This window comes from Amycolatopsis bartoniae, from assembly GCF_014191255.1.
In the GTDB taxonomy this organism is placed as follows: Bacteria; Actinomycetota; Actinomycetes; order Mycobacteriales; family Pseudonocardiaceae; genus Amycolatopsis_E; species Amycolatopsis_E bartoniae.
The window spans coordinates 407,402-423,383 of sequence record NZ_JACHWH010000002.1; the positions used below are offsets into that span (position 1 = coordinate 407,402).

21 protein-coding genes are annotated in these 15,982 nt (G+C 71.6%); 16 read left to right on the forward strand and 5 right to left on the reverse strand.

Annotated elements, in window-relative coordinates:
- Positions 1–32: 32 nt before the first annotated feature.
- The 3 genes from FHX82_RS13825 to FHX82_RS13835 are packed head-to-tail and all read left to right on the forward strand — an operon-like array spanning position 33 to position 1,634.
- Positions 33–968, forward strand: coding sequence for a LysR family transcriptional regulator (locus FHX82_RS13825; protein ID WP_145936666.1), 936 nt, complete (start codon positions 33–35; stop codon positions 966–968).
- A 56-nt stretch (positions 969–1,024) separates the two neighbouring features.
- Complete coding sequence (locus FHX82_RS13830; protein ID WP_145936667.1) at positions 1,025–1,303, forward strand: type II toxin-antitoxin system RelE/ParE family toxin; 279 nt, start codon at positions 1,025–1,027, stop codon at positions 1,301–1,303.
- Between the two features lie 22 nt (positions 1,304–1,325).
- Entirely contained in the window at positions 1,326–1,634 is a 309-nt protein-coding gene (locus FHX82_RS13835) for a HigA family addiction module antitoxin (RefSeq protein ID WP_145936668.1), read from the forward strand.
- Between the two features lie 18 nt (positions 1,635–1,652).
- Here FHX82_RS13835 and FHX82_RS13840 read toward each other — a convergent pair whose 3' ends face one another.
- The 3 genes from FHX82_RS13840 to hemW are packed head-to-tail and all read right to left on the reverse strand — an operon-like array spanning position 1,653 to position 4,265.
- Complete coding sequence (locus FHX82_RS13840; RefSeq protein WP_145936669.1) at positions 1,653–2,576, reverse strand: hypothetical protein; 924 nt, start codon at positions 2,574–2,576, stop codon at positions 1,653–1,655.
- Entirely contained in the window at positions 2,576–3,064 is a 489-nt protein-coding gene (locus FHX82_RS13845) for a SigE family RNA polymerase sigma factor (protein ID WP_145936670.1), read from the reverse strand. The genes FHX82_RS13840 and FHX82_RS13845 overlap by 1 nt, the downstream gene beginning before the upstream one ends.
- A gap of 52 nt (positions 3,065–3,116) precedes the next feature.
- On the reverse strand, positions 3,117–4,265 hold the full coding sequence (gene hemW, locus FHX82_RS13850; protein ID WP_145936671.1) for a radical SAM family heme chaperone HemW: 1,149 nt from the start codon (positions 4,263–4,265) through the stop codon (positions 3,117–3,119).
- On the opposite strand from hemW, the gene FHX82_RS37980 reads away from it, so the two are divergent.
- The 13 genes from FHX82_RS37980 to FHX82_RS13905 all read left to right on the forward strand — a co-directional run bounded on the left by FHX82_RS37980 (position 4,227) and on the right by FHX82_RS13905 (position 15,143).
- The gene (locus FHX82_RS37980; RefSeq protein WP_145936672.1) at positions 4,227–4,427 is read left to right on the forward strand and encodes a putative leader peptide; all 201 of its coding nucleotides are present in this window, start codon (positions 4,227–4,229) and stop codon (positions 4,425–4,427) included. The genes hemW and FHX82_RS37980 overlap by 39 nt on opposite strands.
- Positions 4,428–4,551: 124 nt before the next feature.
- On the forward strand, positions 4,552–6,249 hold the full coding sequence (locus tag FHX82_RS13855; RefSeq protein ID WP_145936673.1) for a nitrite/sulfite reductase: 1,698 nt from the start codon (positions 4,552–4,554) through the stop codon (positions 6,247–6,249).
- Positions 6,246–6,398 carry an Insertion element protein gene (locus FHX82_RS36965; protein WP_145936674.1) on the forward strand — a complete coding sequence of 51 codons (153 nt, stop codon included), beginning with the start codon at positions 6,246–6,248 and terminating at the stop codon, positions 6,396–6,398. Before FHX82_RS13855 ends, FHX82_RS36965 begins: the two co-directional genes overlap by 4 nt.
- Positions 6,395–7,099, forward strand: coding sequence for a phosphoadenylyl-sulfate reductase (locus FHX82_RS13860; protein ID WP_145936675.1), 705 nt, complete (start codon positions 6,395–6,397; stop codon positions 7,097–7,099). Before FHX82_RS36965 ends, FHX82_RS13860 begins: the two co-directional genes overlap by 4 nt.
- Positions 7,100–7,108: 9 nt before the next feature.
- On the forward strand, positions 7,109–8,032 hold the full coding sequence (cysD, locus tag FHX82_RS13865; RefSeq protein ID WP_145936676.1) for a sulfate adenylyltransferase subunit CysD: 924 nt from the start codon (positions 7,109–7,111) through the stop codon (positions 8,030–8,032).
- Positions 8,032–9,333, forward strand: coding sequence for a sulfate adenylyltransferase subunit 1 (locus FHX82_RS13870; RefSeq protein WP_145936677.1), 1,302 nt, complete (start codon positions 8,032–8,034; stop codon positions 9,331–9,333). Before cysD ends, FHX82_RS13870 begins: the two co-directional genes overlap by 1 nt.
- Before the next feature lie 31 nt (positions 9,334–9,364).
- Positions 9,365–10,414, forward strand: coding sequence for an ABC transporter substrate-binding protein (locus FHX82_RS13875; RefSeq protein ID WP_229880882.1), 1,050 nt, complete (start codon positions 9,365–9,367; stop codon positions 10,412–10,414).
- 25 nt (positions 10,415–10,439) lie between these two features.
- Positions 10,440–11,237, forward strand: coding sequence for an ABC transporter ATP-binding protein (locus FHX82_RS13880; protein WP_145936679.1), 798 nt, complete (start codon positions 10,440–10,442; stop codon positions 11,235–11,237).
- The gene (locus tag FHX82_RS13885; RefSeq protein ID WP_145936680.1) at positions 11,224–12,096 is read left to right on the forward strand and encodes an ABC transporter permease; all 873 of its coding nucleotides are present in this window, start codon (positions 11,224–11,226) and stop codon (positions 12,094–12,096) included. The genes FHX82_RS13880 and FHX82_RS13885 overlap by 14 nt, the downstream gene beginning before the upstream one ends.
- Entirely contained in the window at positions 12,096–12,797 is a 702-nt protein-coding gene (locus tag FHX82_RS13890) for a sirohydrochlorin chelatase (RefSeq protein WP_145936681.1), read from the forward strand. Before FHX82_RS13885 ends, FHX82_RS13890 begins: the two co-directional genes overlap by 1 nt.
- On the forward strand, positions 12,794–13,624 hold the full coding sequence (locus FHX82_RS13895; RefSeq protein WP_145936682.1) for a TIGR03854 family LLM class F420-dependent oxidoreductase: 831 nt from the start codon (positions 12,794–12,796) through the stop codon (positions 13,622–13,624). The genes FHX82_RS13890 and FHX82_RS13895 overlap by 4 nt, the downstream gene beginning before the upstream one ends.
- A 100-nt stretch (positions 13,625–13,724) precedes the next feature.
- Positions 13,725–14,318: a Uma2 family endonuclease gene (locus FHX82_RS13900; RefSeq protein WP_145936683.1), complete on the forward strand. Its 594-nt coding sequence runs from the start codon at positions 13,725–13,727 to the stop codon at positions 14,316–14,318.
- A 51-nt stretch (positions 14,319–14,369) separates the two neighbouring features.
- On the forward strand, positions 14,370–15,143 hold the full coding sequence (locus FHX82_RS13905; RefSeq protein ID WP_145936684.1) for an enoyl-CoA hydratase family protein: 774 nt from the start codon (positions 14,370–14,372) through the stop codon (positions 15,141–15,143).
- 2 nt (positions 15,144–15,145) lie between these two features.
- Here the strand turns inward: FHX82_RS13905 and FHX82_RS13910 are convergent, their stop codons facing one another.
- Positions 15,146–15,508: a barstar family protein gene (locus FHX82_RS13910; protein ID WP_145936685.1), complete on the reverse strand. Its 363-nt coding sequence runs from the start codon at positions 15,506–15,508 to the stop codon at positions 15,146–15,148.
- Positions 15,509–15,521: 13 nt separating this feature from the next.
- Positions 15,522–15,926, reverse strand: coding sequence for a guanyl-specific ribonuclease (locus FHX82_RS13915; RefSeq protein ID WP_145936686.1), 405 nt, complete (start codon positions 15,924–15,926; stop codon positions 15,522–15,524).
- Between the last annotated feature and the right edge of the window lie 56 nt (positions 15,927–15,982).

Consider the following 15,982-nt stretch of genomic DNA (forward strand, 5'->3'; position numbering starts at 1 on the left):
ACCGCCAGTGTCCGCCCCTAGAATCGGCCGGCGTGACGCTCGGACAGCTGAGTGCTTTCGTCCTGGTCGCCAGGCTCGGTTCGGTGACCGACGCCGCGAGGGCGATGGGGGTGAGCGAACCGGCGGTGTCGCAGGCGCTCGCCGCGCTGCGCAACCACCACGGCGACAAGCTCATCGTGCGCACCGGCGGCGGGATGACGCTCACGCCGGGTGGCAGCCGCCTGCTGCCGATCGCCTCGCAGATGGTCGCGCTGGGCGCGGACGCCGACGCCGCGGTGCGGGAGGCGAACGGCCGCGCGGAACGGTTGCAGGTGGCGGTGACGAGCACGCTGGCGGAGTTCGTGGCGAACCCGTTGCTGGAGGCGTTCGGCGCGCGGTCCGGGTTGCCGGTCGACGCGTCGGCGGGGCTCGCGCGGACGGCGGAGATGCCGGTGCTGGTGGGCAGCAGGCTCGCGGACGCCGCGCTGGGTCCTCGCCTCGACGGCGGCCTGGCCAGCGTGCCGGTCTTCCGCTGCGCGCTCGTCGCGGTGGCCGCGCCGCGGGCGCGCTACCGGGGCAGCCCGGCGAAGTGGCCGTGGCTCGTGGGCCCGTCGGGCGCGGACCCGGACAGCGACACGGCGCAGCTGCTGCAGCGGCTGGGCGTGCCGGACAGCGAGATCAGCGTGTTCCCGAACCAGACGGCGGCCTGGTCCGCGGCGGCGAGTGGTAAGGGGGTGTCGGTCGCGATCGAGCACCTCGTGGCGCCGCAGGTGCGCCGGGGTGAGCTCGCGGTGGTCCCGACCCCCGCCACCCCCGCGACGCAGTGCTGGCACCTGAGCACGCTGCCGCCGGACCGCCTCTCCACGGCGGCGGCCGCACTGCGCCACTTCCTGACCACCCCGGCGGCGATGCAGGTGATGCGCTCCCCCGGCGCGGGCGTCCCACCGTCCCGCTTCCGGCCGCCGGTCTACGTGACGATCTGGAGCTGAGCGGGTTCGGGGAGCATAACGTTTGCCGTTATTAACGCATCGCGTTACACTTGGTCATGATCAGGTCGTTCGCAGACAAGGACACCGACAAGCTGTGGCAACGACAGCGAGTCAAACGCTTCGAGTCCTTCGAACGAGCGGCTCAGCGCAAACTCGAAATGGTCAACGCCGCCGCCATCCTGACCGACCTGGCCGCGCCTCCCGGCAACCGCTTGGAAGCCCTTCGCGGGGACCGTGCCGGACAGCACAGCATCCGGATCAACGACCAGTACCGAGTTTGCTTCCGATGGACGGACGCAGGTCCGGAGGACGTGGAGATCTGCGACTACCACTAGCCCGCACTGGAGGGCGCGAGACATGAGCGACAAGCTGCCACCCATTCACCCCGGCGAGATCCTTGCCGAGGAGTTCCTGGCCCCGCTCGGGCTGACCCAGCACAAACTGGCCACCCGGCTCCACGTACCGCCGCGGCGGATCAACGAGATCGTGCACGGCAAGCGGGCGATCACCGCCGATACCGCCCTTCGGCTGGCGCGGTTCTTCGGCACCACGGCGCAGTTCTGGGTGGCGTTGCAGGCTCGCTACGACCTCGAACGGGAGCACGACCACCTCGGTTCGGCCCTCGATGAGATACAGCCCCTCGACGAGACCCTGGCGAACGCCTGAGGCCGCCGCGCCGCGGCCTCAGCCCAGCACCACCGAGGCCGCGATCGCGGTCAGCACCGACCGGTCCGTCGCCGCCGAGGTGACCTCCACCTGGTACGCCCCGATCCGCCGCGTCACGGGTGCCTCCGTCTGCGCCGGCGCCTGCGTCGTGGCTTTCGGCAGCTCGGGCGACGACGCCGCGGTGGTCGCCGACGGTTTCGCCGACGACCGCAGGGACGGCCGCGACGAGACCGACGGCACCTGCACCAACGACACCGTCACCGTCACGCAGAGCGGGTCGTCCGCCGCCTCGGGGCACAGCTGCGCCACGTCGTACTCCGCCGCGTGGTCCCACGACACCAGCCGCAGCCCGGCCGGTGCCTGCAACGACTTCAGCTCCGCCGGCGCGGGCACCGGTCCGGCCACGACGTCCTCCGCCAGCGCCGCCATCTCCGGCGCCGAGCCCTCGCCCCGCACCTGCAACCACTTCCCCGGCGAAACCTGCCACGACACCCGCGAAACCCCGGAGCCGGACTCCCCCGTGGTCGCCGCGACACCGTGCACGACGGTCCTCCCGTTCGGCTCCTCCGCCACGTCCGGGTCCGTGTCCGACGCGGTGATCGTGACGACCGAGCCCGTGGCGGCGTAGTCCGCCTGTGTGCCGCCGGAGTCCAGCCGCCAGCTCACGAGCGTGTAGCCCCGCACGTCGAACCGGAACGGCAGGTCCGGCGCGGACACCGCGGCGGACGACGGCGCGGCGACCGGCAACCGGGGCTCCTCGGCGGGAGGCCGCAACGTCGTCGCCGCCACCCCCAGTCCCCCGACCGTCACCACGACGGCCGCCGCCACGCTCGCCATCCGGCGCCGCCGGATCTTCCGCCGCGCACCACCCAGAACCGCCTCGGGATCGGGGGCCAGCGGTTCGCGGGCCCGCAGGGCCGCGCGCAGCTGCGGTTCCGACATCAGGCCACCTCCATGGTCATCCGCCCGCGCAGAATCGCCAGCCCGCGCGAGATGTGGCTGCGCACGGTGCCGACCGCGCAGCCGAGTACTTCGGCGATCTCGCCGTCGTCCCGGTCCTCGTAGAACCGCAGCACGATCGCGGCCTGCTGCGGCCGGCTCAGCCCGGCCAGCAGGACGGCGAGCTGGTCGGCGTCGGCGATGCGCAGCGCCGGGTCCGGCGTGGCCACCTCCCGCAGCCGCGTGACGTCGTCGGCGGGCCGCACCGACCGCTGGTACCAGCGCCGCCGCCACGACAGGTAGCCGTTGACCACCATCTTGCGTAGGTACAGGTCGGGCCGGTCGGTCGCCGACACCCGCCGCCAGCGCTGGTGGGCCCGCACGAGCGCGTCCTGCACGACGTCCTGCGCGAGGTCGCGGTCCCCGGTCAGCACGGCCGCGAACCGCACCAGCCCCGGCAGGTGTTCGCGGGAGAACTCCTCGAAGTGCACATCAAGCAGATGCCGCTACCCCACCCGGTGGTTGCAGTCCGCGGGAAAAAGGTCAGGCCGCCAGCCGGCGCACCACCGCGTCGGCCAGCAGGCGGCCCCGGTCGGTCAGCACCGCACGGCCCTCGCGCAGCCATCCGGCGTCGAGCAGCCCCTCCTGGGCGGCGGCCGAGGACTCGCTGAGCCCGTCGGCGTCGAGCGCCTCCAGCGGCAGCCCTTCGGCCAGCCGCAGCTCCAGCATGATCCGTTCCAGGTGCCGGTCCTCGTCCGTCAGCTCCTCGCGCCCGGCCTCCGGCGAACGGCCCTCCGCCAGCAGCGCCGCGTACCGGGCGGGGTGTTTCACGTTCCACCACCGCACGCCGCCGACGTGGCTGTGCGCGCCCGGCCCGGCGCCCCACCAGTCGCCGCCCTGCCAGTAGCCGAGGTTGTGCCGGCACCGCGCGTCGTCCGACGCCGCCCAGTTCGACACCTCGTACCAGGTCAGGCCCGCGGCGCTCAGCTTCGCGTCGATCAGCTCGTAGTACTCCGCCAGCACGTCCTCGTCCGGCATCGGCAGCTCGCCGCGCCGCACCCGCCGCGCCATCGCGGTGCCGTCCTCGACGATCAGCGAGTACGCCGACACGTGGTCGACACCCGCGGACAGCACCGCGTCGAGCGACGCCTGCAGGTCCTCCACCCGCTCACCGGGCGTGCCGTAGATCACGTCGAGGTTCACGTGCTCGAAACCCGCCGCCCGCGCCTCCTTCGCCGCCGCGACCGGACGGCCCGGGGTGTGCACGCGGTCGAGCACCTTGAGCACGTGCCGCGCCGCGGACTGCATGCCCAGCGACACGCGCGTATACCCGGCCTCGCGCAGACCCGCGAAGAACTCCGGCGAGGTGGACTCGGGGTTCGACTCGGTGGTCACCTCCGCGCCGGGCGCGAGCCCGAAGCTGCCGCGGACCGCGTCCAGCACCGACGCCAGCCCGTCCGCGCCCAGCAGCGACGGCGTGCCACCGCCCACGAAAACGGTCTCGGCCGGGCGCGGGCCCAGCTGCCGGACACCGAGCTCCAGCTCGCGCTTCAGCCCTTCCAGCCAGGACGCGGGTGACGCCGCGGACCCGAGCTCGCCCGCGGTGTAGGTGTTGAAGTCGCAGTACCCGCACCGGGTCGCGCAGAAGGGGACATGGATGTAGACGCCGAACACCCCTCCAGTGTCCCCCATGTCAACCCGCGTGATGATCCTCCCAGCATCCGGACACTGCTGGACCACACTCTGGGCACGTGGCACGCTGAAAACGTGACTTCTGCCGGTGTTCTCCTCGTGGCGCGCCGCCACGTCGACCTCCGGCGTGTCGCCAGCGCGCTGTGCCGCCCGTCCTGCTGACGCCGCTCTCTGTCACCACCACGAATTTCGGACAGCGGGCGCCGGACGCCGCGGACTCCCTTCCCCAGGACGCACCAGGGGACCCTCGCGCGCGCCGGTGCCCTCCGAGGACCCGGAGGATCCCATGGCTTCGCCGACGCGCGAAACTCCCCCCAGCCGCACCCCGCGCTCCCGGCAGCGGCGCGGCGAGGGCCAGTGGGCGCTCGGCTACCGCGAGCCGCTCAACCCGAACGAACGCTCGAAGAAGGACGACCACCCGCTCAACGTCCGCCCGCGCGTCGAGAACATCTACGCCAAGGGCGGGTTCTCCTCCATCGACCCGGGTGACCTGCGTGGCCGCTTCCGCTGGTACGGCCTGTACACGCAGCGCAAGCCCGGTATCGACGGCGGCCGCACGGCCACGCTCGAACCGGAGGAGCTGGACGACGAGTACTTCATGCTCCGGGTGCGCATCGACGGCGGGGCGCTGACCACCGAGCAGCTCGCGCTGGTGGGCGAGCTGTCGCAGACCTACGCGCGGGACACGGCGGACATCACCGACCGGCAGAACGTGCAGTACCACTGGATCCGGATCGAGGACGTGCCCACGATCTGGGAGAAGCTGGAGGCCGCCGGGCTCACCACGATGACCGCGTGCGGCGACAGCCCGCGCGTCATCCTCGGCTCGCCGCTGGCGGGCATCGCCGAGGACGAGGTGATCGACGCCACGCCGGCGATCGAGGACATCAAGCGCAACTACCTCGGCAAGCCCGAGTACTCGAACCTGCCGCGGAAGTTCAAGACCGCGGTGTCCGGCCTGCCCGACGTGACGCACGAGATCCACGACGTGGCGTTCGTCGGCGTGCACCACCCCGAGCACGGTCCCGGTTTCGACGTGTGGGTCGGCGGCGGCCTGTCCACCAATCCGATGTTCGGGCAGCGCCTGGGCGCGTGGGTGCCGCGCGACGAGGTGCACGAGGTGTGGGCGGGCGTGGTGGCGGTGTTCCGCGACTACGGCTACCGGCGGCTGCGTTCGCGGGCACGGCTGAAGTTCCTGGTCAAGGACTGGGGCGCGGAGAAATTCCGCGAAGTCCTCGAAAACGAGTACCTCAAGCGCAAGCTCGCCGACGGCCCGGCGCCCGAGGTGCCGCGGGTGCAGCACGACCACGTGGGCGTGCACCGGCAGAAGGACGGCAACTACTACGTCGGCGCCGCGCCCATCGCCGGCCGCGTGTCCGGTTCCCTGCTGATCGCGGTCGCGAAGGCCGCCGAGCGCGCGGGCTCCGGCCGGGTCCGGCTCACCCCGCTGCAGAAGCTCGTGGTGCTGGACGTGCCGGAGGCCGAGGTCGAGGGCCTGCAGGCGGAACTGGCCGAGCTGGGCCTGCCGACCGAGCCGAGCCCGTGGCGGCGGGGCGTGATGGCCTGCACCGGCATCGAGTTCTGCAAGCTCGCGATCGTCGAGACCAAGGCGCGCGCCAAGGAGCTGGTGACCGCGCTGGAGGAGCGGCTGGCCGACATCCAGTCCGGTGTGGACACCCCGGTCTCCGTGCACCTCAACGGCTGCCCGAACTCCTGTGCCCGCATCCAGACCGCCGACATCGGGCTCAAGGGGCAGATCGTCACCGACGACGACGGCAACCAGGTCGAGGGCTTCCAGGTGCACCTTGGCGGCGGGCTCGGGCTCGACACCGGGTTCGGCCGGAAGCTGCGCGGGCACAAGGTGACCGGCGACGAGCTGATCGATTACGTCGAGCGGGTCGTGCGCAACTACCACGCCCAGCGCGCCGAGGGCGAGCGGTTCGCCCAGTGGGTCGCGCGCGCCGACGAAGCGGACCTGCGATGAGCGAACGGGCGACGCCGTTCTACTGCCCCTTTTGCGGCGACGAGGACCTGCGTCCCGCGGACGAGGAGCGGGCCTGGCTGTGCGGGGCCTGCCGTCGCGTCTTCACTGTGAATTTCCTGGGAATCCGGCTACCGGAGGGAGCGAAATGACCGCGGTCACGGCTGACGAGGACCTGAAAGCGCTGGCGGACAAGGCATCTGTGGAACTGGCGGACGCCACCGCGCTCGAAGCGCTCGAATGGACCGCGGGAACTTTCGGGAACGACTTCATCGTTGCCTCGAACATGCAGGACGCGGTGCTGATCGACCTGGCCACCCGGGTGAAGTCCGATGTGGACGTTTTGTTCCTGCAGACCGGGTACCACTTCGCCGAGACCATCGGCACGCGGGACGCGGTCGAGACGGTGTACCCGGACGTGCGGATCGTCGACGCGCAGGCCGCGCAGTCGGTCGCCGAGCAGGACGCCGAGTACGGCCCGAAGCTGTACGAGCGCGACCCGAACCAGTGCTGCTTCCTGCGCAAGGTGGTGCCGCTGCGGAACACGCTGGCGAATTACAAGGCGTGGGTCACCGGGGTGCGCCGGGTGGACGCGCCGACGCGGGCGAACACGCCGATCGTCACGTGGGACGAGCGCAACGGGCTGGTGAAGGTCAACCCGATCGCCCCGTGGACCGACGAGGAGTTCCGGGCGTACATCGACTCCCGCGGAATCCTGGAGAACCCGCTGGTGTCGGAGGGCTACCTGTCCATCGGCTGCGCCCCGTGCACCGCGAAGGTCGCGCCGGGCGCCGACCCCCGCAGCGGCCGCTGGGCCGGCAAGTCCAAGACCGAGTGCGGCCTGCACGGCTGAGAGGAAGCGATGACCACTCTCGAAATCCCCGCAACGGACGCCGCCACCGATCACCTCGCGGCTCTGGAATCCGAGGCCATTCACATCTTCCGCGAGGTGGCGGGTGAGTTCGACCGGCCGGTGATCCTGTTCTCCGGTGGCAAGGACTCCACCCTGCTGCTGCACCTGGCGATCAAGGCGTTCTGGCCCGCGCCCGTGCCGTTCCCGCTGCTGCACGTCGACACCGGGCACAACTTCGACGAGGTCATCGCCTTCCGTGATGCGGTCGTCGAGAAGCACGGCCTGCGGCTGATCGTCGCCCACGTACAGGACTGGATCGACGACGGGCGCCTGACCGAACGGCCCGACGGCACCCGCAACCCGCTGCAGACCCAGCCGCTGCTGGACACGATCACCGAGCACAGGTTCGACGCCGTGTTCGGCGGCGGACGCCGCGACGAGGAGCGCGCGCGGGCGAAGGAACGCATTTTCAGCCTGCGCAACGCGTTCGGTCAGTGGGACCCGCGCCGCCAGCGTCCCGAATTGTGGAACCTGTACAACGGCAGGCACCGTCCGGGGGAACATGTGCGCGTGTTCCCGCTGTCCAACTGGACCGAAGCCGACGTGTGGCACTACATCGCCCGCGAACGGGTCGAGCTGCCCTCGATCTACTACGCGCACCGGCGCGAGGTCTACCGGCGGGACGGCATGTGGCTCACCGAAGGCCCGTGGGGCGGTCCCCGCGAGGGCGAAGAGGTCCAGGAGCTGAGCGTGCGCTACCGCACGGTCGGTGACGGCTCGTGCACCGGCGCGGTCGAGTCCACCGCCACCACGGTCGAGGAGGTCATCGCCGAGGTGCTCGCCAGCAGGCTCACCGAGCGCGGCGCGACCAGGGCCGACGACCGGCTCTCGGAGGCCGCCATGGAGGACCGCAAGCGAGAGGGCTACTTCTGATGAGCAGCTTGCTGAGGCTGGCCACCGCGGGCAGCGTGGACGACGGCAAGTCCACGCTCGTGGGCCGCCTGCTCTACGACACCAAGTCCGTGCTGGCCGACCAGCTCGACGCGGTCACCCGCGCCAGCGTGGACCGCGGACTGTCCACTCCGGACCTTTCGCTGCTCGTCGACGGGCTGCGCTCGGAGCGTGAGCAGGGCATCACGATCGACGTGGCGTACCGCTACTTCGCCACGCCCAGGCGCACGTTCGTGCTCGCCGACACCCCCGGGCACGTGCAGTACACCCGCAACACCGTCACCGGCGCGTCCACCGCGCAGCTGGCGATCCTGCTGGTGGACGCGCGCAAGGGCGTGATCGAGCAGACCCGGCGGCACGCCGCGGTGCTCGCGCTGCTCGGCGTGCCGCGCCTGGTGCTGGCGGTGAACAAGATCGACCTCGTCGACTACGACGAGGAGACGTTCACCGTCATCGCCAAGGAGTTCACCGACCACGCCACGTCGCTGGGCTATCCGGCGGGCTCGGTGCTGTCGATCCCGGTGTCCGCGCTGGTGGGCGACAACGTCGTGGAGCACTCCGGCAAGACCCCGTGGTACGAGGGCCCGACGCTGCTGGAACACCTGGAGACCGTGCCCGTCGCGCCGGACCCGCACGACGCGGCGTTCCGGTTCCCCGTGCAGTACGTGATCCGCCCGCGCACGCCCGAGCACCCGGACTACCGCGGGTACGCCGGACAGGTCGCGGCGGGCACCGTGCGCCGCGGGGACCAGGTCGTCGTGCTGCCCGCGGGGCTGCGCAGCACGGTCGAGCGCATCGACACCGCAGACGGCGAGCTCGAAGAGGCCGCGGCGGGCCGGAGCGTCACCCTGCTGCTGGCCGACGACCTCGACATCTCGCGCGGGGACGTCATCGCCGCCGCGGACGACGCGCCCGTGCCCACGGACGAGCTGGGCGCGACGCTCGCGTGGCTGTCCGAAAAGCCCCTGCGCCCCGGCGCGCGCGTGCTCGTGAAGCACGGCACCCGGACCGTACAGGCGTTCGTCGAGGAGCTGTCCACACGCTTCGACGAGCAGAAGCTGTCCACTGTGGATTCGCCCGAGGCGTTGCAGCTCAACGAGATCGGCCAGGTGCGGCTCCGCACGGCCGAGCCGCTGCCCGTCGACGACTACGCCGTCAACCGCCGCACCGGGTCCTTCCTGGTCATCGACGCGGGCGACGGCACCACGCTGGCGGCCGGTCTGGTCGGCGCACCGCTGCCGGTGCTCCGGTCCGACCGCGACGTGGTTTCCCCCGGCCCCTGACCTGAGAAAGGCCCTGCCCGTGAGAAGGACTGTGCGTGTCCTGGCTGTGACGCTGTCGTTGCTGGCTTTCGCCACGGCGTGTTCCCGCGCCGACCGCGGCGACAGCTCGGCGCCCGCCGCGAGCACCGGTGGCACCCCCGCCACCGAGGTGCGGCTGGCGTACTTCCCGAACGTCACGCACGCGTCGGCGCTCATCGGCCTCGACAAGGGCTACTTCACGCAGGAGCTGGGCAGCGGCACGAAGCTCACCCCGACCAAGTTCAACGCGGGCCCGGACGAGGTCTCGGCGCTGCTGGGCGGTTCCGTCGACATCGGCTTCATCGGCTCGGGGCCGGCGATCAACGCCTTCTCCAAGTCCGGCGGTGACGCGGTGCGGCTGGTCTCGGGCGCCACGTCGGGCGGCGCGCAGCTCGTGGTGAAGCCGGAGATCAACACCCCGCAGGACCTGCAGGGCAAGGTCGTGGCCGACCCGCAGGCGGGCAACACCCAGGACGTCGCGCTCAAGAAGTGGATCGCCGACCAGAAGCTGACCGGCGTCAACGTCCAGAGCGAGGACAACTCCGTCACGCTCGACCAGTTCCGCAAGGGCGCCGTGCAGGCGGCCTGGCTGCCGCAGCCGTGGTCGGCGCGCCTGGTCGCCGAGGCCGGGGCGAAGGTGCTCGTCGACGAGAAGACCCTGTGGCCCGACGGCCGCTTCCCGACGACGGTCGTGGTCGTGCGCACGCAGTTCCTCAACGAGCACCCGCAGACCGTGCAGGCGGTGCTCAAGGCCGTCCTCGACGCGAACAACTTCGCGGCGAGCGACCCCACCGAGGCCAAGGCAGCGGTGAACCGCCAGCTCAAGTCCCTGACCGGTTCGGCGCTGTCGCAGCCGGTGCTCGACGGCGCGTTCGCGAACATCGAGCTGACCACCGACCCGCTGGCGTCGCGGTTCCCGCAGCTGGCGCAGGACCAGGTCACCGCGGGCATCGCGAAGTCCGCGCCGGAGGTCAAGGGCTTCTTCGACCTCGCCCCGCTCAACGCCGTCCTGACGGCGGCGGGCAAGCCCGCGGTGAGCGCGGACGGCCTCGACCAGAAATGACGACCGAGGAAGGCAGGCGAACCCGATGACCGCCACTCTCGAGGACGCGTCCGTGCGGCCCACCACCGAGTACGCCGTGCGCCTGACCGGGGTGCACAAGACCTTCGGCCAAGGTGCTCGTGGCGTCGCGGCCCTGGCCGGCGTCGACCTCGAAGTGGCGCCGGGCGAGTTCGTCTGCCTGCTCGGGGCCTCCGGCTGTGGCAAGACCACGCTGCTCAACATCGTGGCGGGGCTGGACAAGCCGTCGGCGGGCGAGCTGGAGCTGAACAGCTCGCGCCCGGCGGTGATGTTCCAGGAGGCCGCGCTGATGCCGTGGCTCACCGCGGCCGCGAACGTCGAGCTGCCGCTGCGCCTGGCCGGGGTGTCCCGCGGCGAGCGCCGGAGCCGGACAGCGGAGCTGCTGGAGCTGGTGCGGCTCGACGGTGTCGGCGGCAAGCGGCCGCACGAGCTGTCCGGCGGGATGCGCCAGCGTGTCGCGCTCGCGCGGGCGCTGGCGTCGGCGCTGCACACGTCGGATGGCAGCCTTCCGCCGCTGTTGCTGATGGACGAGCCGTTCTCGGCGCTCGACGCGATCACGCGTGACGTGCTGCAGAGCGAGCTGTTGCGGGTGTGGCGCTCCACCGGCGCGGCAGTGGTGTTCGTGACGCACGACGTGCGCGAGGCCGTGCGCCTGGGCCAGCGGGTCGTGCTGCTGTCCTCGCGACCGGGGAAGGTCGTGCAGGAGTGGCAGGTCGGCGACCTGTCCGGGCCCGAGGAGCTGGACGCCATCGCGGTGATCAACCAGCGGCTGCGTGAGGTGATCTCCAGTCATGCCGCGGCTTGACGACCTCGACGCGGCCGTCGAAGCGGGCCTCGACGCCCTCGACACCCCGCCGCAGGACACCGGTCCGAGCCGGACGCGGCGGATTCTGTGGGCCGTGTTGCCGCCGGTCGCGTTCCTCGTGCTCGCGGTCGTGCTGTGGCAGGTGCTGTGGGCGGCGGCGTTCTGGCCCGAGTACCAGCTGCCCGCGCCGCTCGCGGTGTGGGACGAGCTGTGGGCCCGGATCAGCGACGCGCAGGCGCTGGGGTTCATCTGGACCTCGGTGCACCGCGCGGTGCTCGGGTTCCTCGTCGCGATCGTGATCGCGACCCCGCTGGGCCTGCTCGTCGCGAAGGTGCGGGTGGTGCGGTCGGCGATCGGGCCGTTCCTGTCCGGGTTGCAGAGCCTGCCGTCGGTCGCCTGGGTGCCCGCGGCGGTGCTGTGGTTCGGGATCACGCCCACGGCGATGTACGCGGTGCTGCTGCTGGGCAGCGTGCCGTCGATCGCGAACGGGCTGGTGGCCGGGATCGACCAGATCCCGCCGATCCTGCCGCGCGTCGGCAAGGTGCTCGGCGCAGGACGGCTGGCCGCGTCGCGGCACATCCTGCTGCCCGCCGCGCTGCCGGGTTACCTCGCCGGGCTCAAGCAGGGCTGGGCGTTCTCGTGGCGTTCGCTGATGGCGGCGGAGATCATCGCGACTTCGCCGTTGCTGGGCAAGGGCTTGGGCGCGTACCTCGACGACGGCCGCACCCTGTCGGACATGCCCACGGTGATCTCGGCGATCGTGCTGATCCTGCTGGTGGGCGTGGGCATCGAGCTGCTGGTGTTCCGGCCGCTGGAGCGGACGGTGCTGCGCACGCGCGGACTGACCGGGTCGGTGTAGTGAACGCTCCGCTGGTGGTGGTCGCCCACGGCAGCCGGGATCCCCGGTCCGCCGCGACGATCCGCGCCCTGGTCGAGCCGATCGGCGCCCAGGTGTCCTTTTTGGACCTGTCGGAACCGCTGCTGACGGACGTGCTCCGCGACCTGTACGCGCAGGGGCACCGTTCGGCGGTGGTCGTGCCGTTGCTGCTCGGCCGTGCCTACCACGCGCGGGTCGACCTGCCCACGCTCGTGCGCGAGGTGCCGCGGCTGCGAGTGTCCATTGCGGACGTTCTGGGTGTCGACCCGGGGCTGGAGTCGGTGGCGCTGGACAGGCTGGTGTCAGCGGGGGCCTCGCTGGAGGACCCCTCGCTCGGTGTTGTGCTGTCCGCGGTCGGTTCGTCGCACGCCCCGGCGAACGAGGCGGTCGTGCGGTTGGCACGGCGGTGGAACGCGCGGTACCCGATGCGGGTGGTGCCGGCCTTCGCGAGCGCCACGAAACCCGATGTGCCCGCCGCGATGGCTCGCCTGCGCGCGCTCGGCGCCCGCCGGTTCGCGGTGGCGTCGTGGTTCCTGGCGCCGGGCCTGCTGCCGGACCGCATCGCGCGGCTGGCGCGCGAGGCCTCGCCGGACGTCGTGCTGGCCGATTCGCTGGCGCCCGATCCGCGGATCGGTGAACTGGTGCTCGCCCGGTATTCGACGGCGCTGGAGCGGGCCGCATGAAGGTCCGGTTCGGCGTGGGGTTGGGTGCGGAGACGCCCGCGTCGCGGCTGCCCGAGGTGGCGGACCGGCTGGAGACGGCGGGCATCGACTCGCTGTGGCTGTCGGAGCACGTGTACTCGGCGGCGGTCGACCCGTTCATCGGTATGGCGCACGCGCTCGCCCGCACCCGGCGGTTGAAGGTGGGCACGTCGGTGGCGGTCCTGCCGGGACGGCAGCCGGTGCTGGTGGCGAAGCAGCTGGCGTCGCTGGCCGCGCTCGCCCCGAAACGGGTGCTGCCGGTGTTCGGCCTGCGCCCGGCGCGGCGGCAGGAGTGGAACCTGTTCGAGGTACCCGGCAGCCGGGCCACAGCGTTCGACGACTCGCTGCGGCAGCTGCGCGAGGCACTGACGGACGGATCGTTCGGCCCGGTGCCGCGACTGGACATCTGGCTGGGCGGCGCGGTGCCGGCGGCGTTCGACCGGATCGGCCGTTACGGCGACGGCTGGCTGGGCAGCTTCCTGCCGCCGTCGGACGCCGGGCCGGCGCGCGAGGCCATCGCGGCCGCCGCGGCTTCGGCCGGCCGCGAGATCGAACCCGACCACTACGGCATGAGCGTGCTCCTCGCGGACGGCGGCGTGCCGCCGGAACTGGCCGCGGCGGCCCGGGCCCGCCGCCCGGACGCCGACCCGTCGTCCCTGGTGGCCGGCAGCTGGCCGGAACTGCACCGCCTGCTGGACGGCTACCTCGCGGCGGGCCTCACGAAGTTCGTCGTGTACCACCGGGGCCCGCAACCGTGGGACGAGTTCGCGGACGCCTTCGCCCGGGAACTGCTGCCCCGCCAGAACTGAGGGATGATGGAGCGGCGATAACCGCGGATGGACGTGGAAGACCGCGGTTTTCGCAGGTAAAGGCTCTTGCGATAGTGGGCGGCGGCGTAAGGAGAAGTCTGTGACTGCGCTTCCACAGCCCCAGGTGGATGGTGAGCCCCATCTGCTGACGGTCGCGGAGTATGCGGCGCTCGGCGAGACCGAGCCTGGTTACACCGAGCTTCAGGAAGGCCGCCTGCTGAAGTCGCCGAGCCCCCGCCCCGCGCACAACATCGCATCGGGTTGGATCTTTTACCAACTCCTGCCACAGCTACCCGAGCAATTCAGAGTCATCCAGGACATCGACATCGACCTGGAACTCGTCCCCCCGGACCAGCCCGGCTTTTCCCGCCGCCCCGACCTGATCGTCGTCGACCGTGACGAGATCGCCCGCGTCGAGCGCGATGGCGGCCTGATCCGCGCCACTCAGGTGCTCGTCGTGATCGAGATCGTCTCTCCCGGCTCGCACCGCATGGACACCGTCGTCAAGCACGACGAGTACGCGGACGCCGGTATCCCCTTCTACTGGATCGTCGACCTCGACGAGCCCACCTCGCTCGTCGCCTGCCACCTCGCCGGTGAGTTCGGCTACCAGGACGCCCCCGCCGAGACCCGCCGCTTCACCACCCGCGAGCCCTTCCCCGTCGAGCTGGACCTCGCCCGCCTCCGCGGCTGACTGTGGCCCGCGCAACAGTGGTTCACCGCCGGTCGTGGCAAGGTGTCAGCCATGGCTGACGAACTCGTCCACTACTCGGTGCGGAGTGGCGCCGCGACGATCACGCTGGACTCCCCGCACAACCGCAACGCCCTGTCCGCCCAGCTGCGCCGCGAGCTGCGTGCCGCGCTCGCCAAGGCCGGCGGCGACACGGACGTCCGCGTCATCGTGCTCACCCACACCGGTCCCGTGTTCTGCGCCGGCATGGACCTCAAGGAGGCGCGCGGCGCGGACGCGTCCGACCAGGGCGTCAACGAGTTCCCCGAGATCCTCCAGCAGATCTGGAGCAGCCCGAAGCCGGTCGTCGCGAAGCTGGCTGGGCCGGCGCGCGCCGGGGGCGTCGGGATGGTCGCCGCCGCCGACATCGTCGTCGCCGCGAAGGAGGCCACGTTCGCCTTCTCCGAGGTGCGCATCGGCGTGGTCCCGGCGGTGATCTCGCTCGTCGTGCTCCCCCGCATCGCCCCGCGCGCCGCGCAGGAGCTGATGCTCACCGGCGAGGTGTTCGACGCCGCGCGCGCCGCCGAGATCGGGCTCATCACCGCCGCCGTCGACGCCGAGAAGCTCGACGACGAGACCGACCGCTACGTGCGCGCTCTCACGCTCGGCGGCCCGAACGCCCTCGCCGCCACCAAGGAACTGCTGGCGAGTCCCCGCCCGCCGACGCCGTCCGCGGGTTTCCAGGCGATGAACGCCCTGTCCGCACGGTTCTTCGCGAGCGAGGAGGGCCAGGAGGGGATCGTCGCGTTCGCCCAGAAGCGCAAGCCGAACTGGGTGCCCGCGGACTGACCTCAGTCGTCGGCGAGCGCGAGCGTCAGGCGGCGGCTGTCGGGACTGCCGCCGTCCGGCGCGAGCGCCCGCTCGGCGTCCGACAGCACGCTGCGAATCGCCAGGTAGCCACGTGGGTCGGCCTGCTTCAGCGCGTCCGAACCCTGCCACAGCAGCACGTGCTCGCCCCGGGGCAGCCAGGACAGGTCGGTGAGGCAGTCGTAGAGGGCGTCGAGGTTCCGGCCGAACCAGTCCGGAAACGACAGCGCCTCGGCGATCGCGTCCAGAGTGGACAGCTTGTCCGCCGGGCTGCCCGGCAGCACGTGCAGGTAGGCGCCACGGGCCCGCGCCCGGTCCGTGATGGTCTTGACGGTGGAATGCTCCATGACCTTCAACTTGCTATTTGGTGGGATCGACGATGACAAAGGACGCGTAGTGGTCACCGGTGTAGTACAGCTCCCGTGACTCGCCGGTGATCAGCCGCCGCGACCCGCGGTCCGAGCTGCCCGGCGTGGGCACGGTGTACTCATGGTAGTAACCGGACTGCTTCACCGGCAGGCGTTTCTCCCGGTTGTCGAACACCACGCCGTCGTTGCGGGGGTACGGGAACGGGCCGCCGCGCTGGATGAGCCGCCACGTCTGCCCGGCCTCGGGCGGCAACGCCGACAACGCCTTCGTGGCCATGCCGGAACCGGTGTCCCCGCTGGTACCGCTGCCACTGCCGAGGTCCTTGACCAGCCATCCCCCGAGGACGAGCACCAGGAGCCCGATCAGCGCAACGGTGATCCGCCTTCTGCTAGACACCCGCGCAACTCTAGAGACTGTCCGAACCCGTTCGTGTAGCGGTGCGGGTGGCGGAA

Bases quoted from the DNA above. Each gene is read 5' to 3' on its own strand.
- FHX82_RS13830 (WP_145936667.1), top strand. From the start codon at position 1,025: ATGATCAGGTCGTTCGCAGACAAGGACACCGACAAGCTGTGGCAACGA.
- FHX82_RS13835 (WP_145936668.1), top strand. From the start codon at position 1,326: ATGAGCGACAAGCTGCCACCCATTCACCCCGGCGAGATCCTTGCCGAG.
- FHX82_RS13840 (WP_145936669.1), bottom strand. From the start codon at position 2,576: ATGTCGGAACCGCAGCTGCGCGCGGCCCTGCGGGCCCGCGAACCGCTG.
- FHX82_RS37980 (WP_145936672.1), top strand. From the start codon at position 4,227: ATGGATGTAGACGCCGAACACCCCTCCAGTGTCCCCCATGTCAACCCG.
- hemW (WP_145936671.1), bottom strand. From the start codon at position 4,265: ATGGGGGACACTGGAGGGGTGTTCGGCGTCTACATCCATGTCCCCTTC.
- FHX82_RS13855 (WP_145936673.1), top strand. From the start codon at position 4,552: ATGGCTTCGCCGACGCGCGAAACTCCCCCCAGCCGCACCCCGCGCTCC.
- FHX82_RS36965 (WP_145936674.1), top strand. From the start codon at position 6,246: ATGAGCGAACGGGCGACGCCGTTCTACTGCCCCTTTTGCGGCGACGAG.
- FHX82_RS13860 (WP_145936675.1), top strand. From the start codon at position 6,395: ATGACCGCGGTCACGGCTGACGAGGACCTGAAAGCGCTGGCGGACAAG.
- cysD (WP_145936676.1), top strand. From the start codon at position 7,109: ATGACCACTCTCGAAATCCCCGCAACGGACGCCGCCACCGATCACCTC.
- FHX82_RS13870 (WP_145936677.1), top strand. From the start codon at position 8,032: ATGAGCAGCTTGCTGAGGCTGGCCACCGCGGGCAGCGTGGACGACGGC.
- FHX82_RS13880 (WP_145936679.1), top strand. From the start codon at position 10,440: ATGACCGCCACTCTCGAGGACGCGTCCGTGCGGCCCACCACCGAGTAC.
- FHX82_RS13885 (WP_145936680.1), top strand. From the start codon at position 11,224: ATGCCGCGGCTTGACGACCTCGACGCGGCCGTCGAAGCGGGCCTCGAC.
- FHX82_RS13895 (WP_145936682.1), top strand. From the start codon at position 12,794: ATGAAGGTCCGGTTCGGCGTGGGGTTGGGTGCGGAGACGCCCGCGTCG.
- FHX82_RS13905 (WP_145936684.1), top strand. From the start codon at position 14,370: ATGGCTGACGAACTCGTCCACTACTCGGTGCGGAGTGGCGCCGCGACG.
- FHX82_RS13910 (WP_145936685.1), bottom strand. From the start codon at position 15,508: ATGGAGCATTCCACCGTCAAGACCATCACGGACCGGGCGCGGGCCCGT.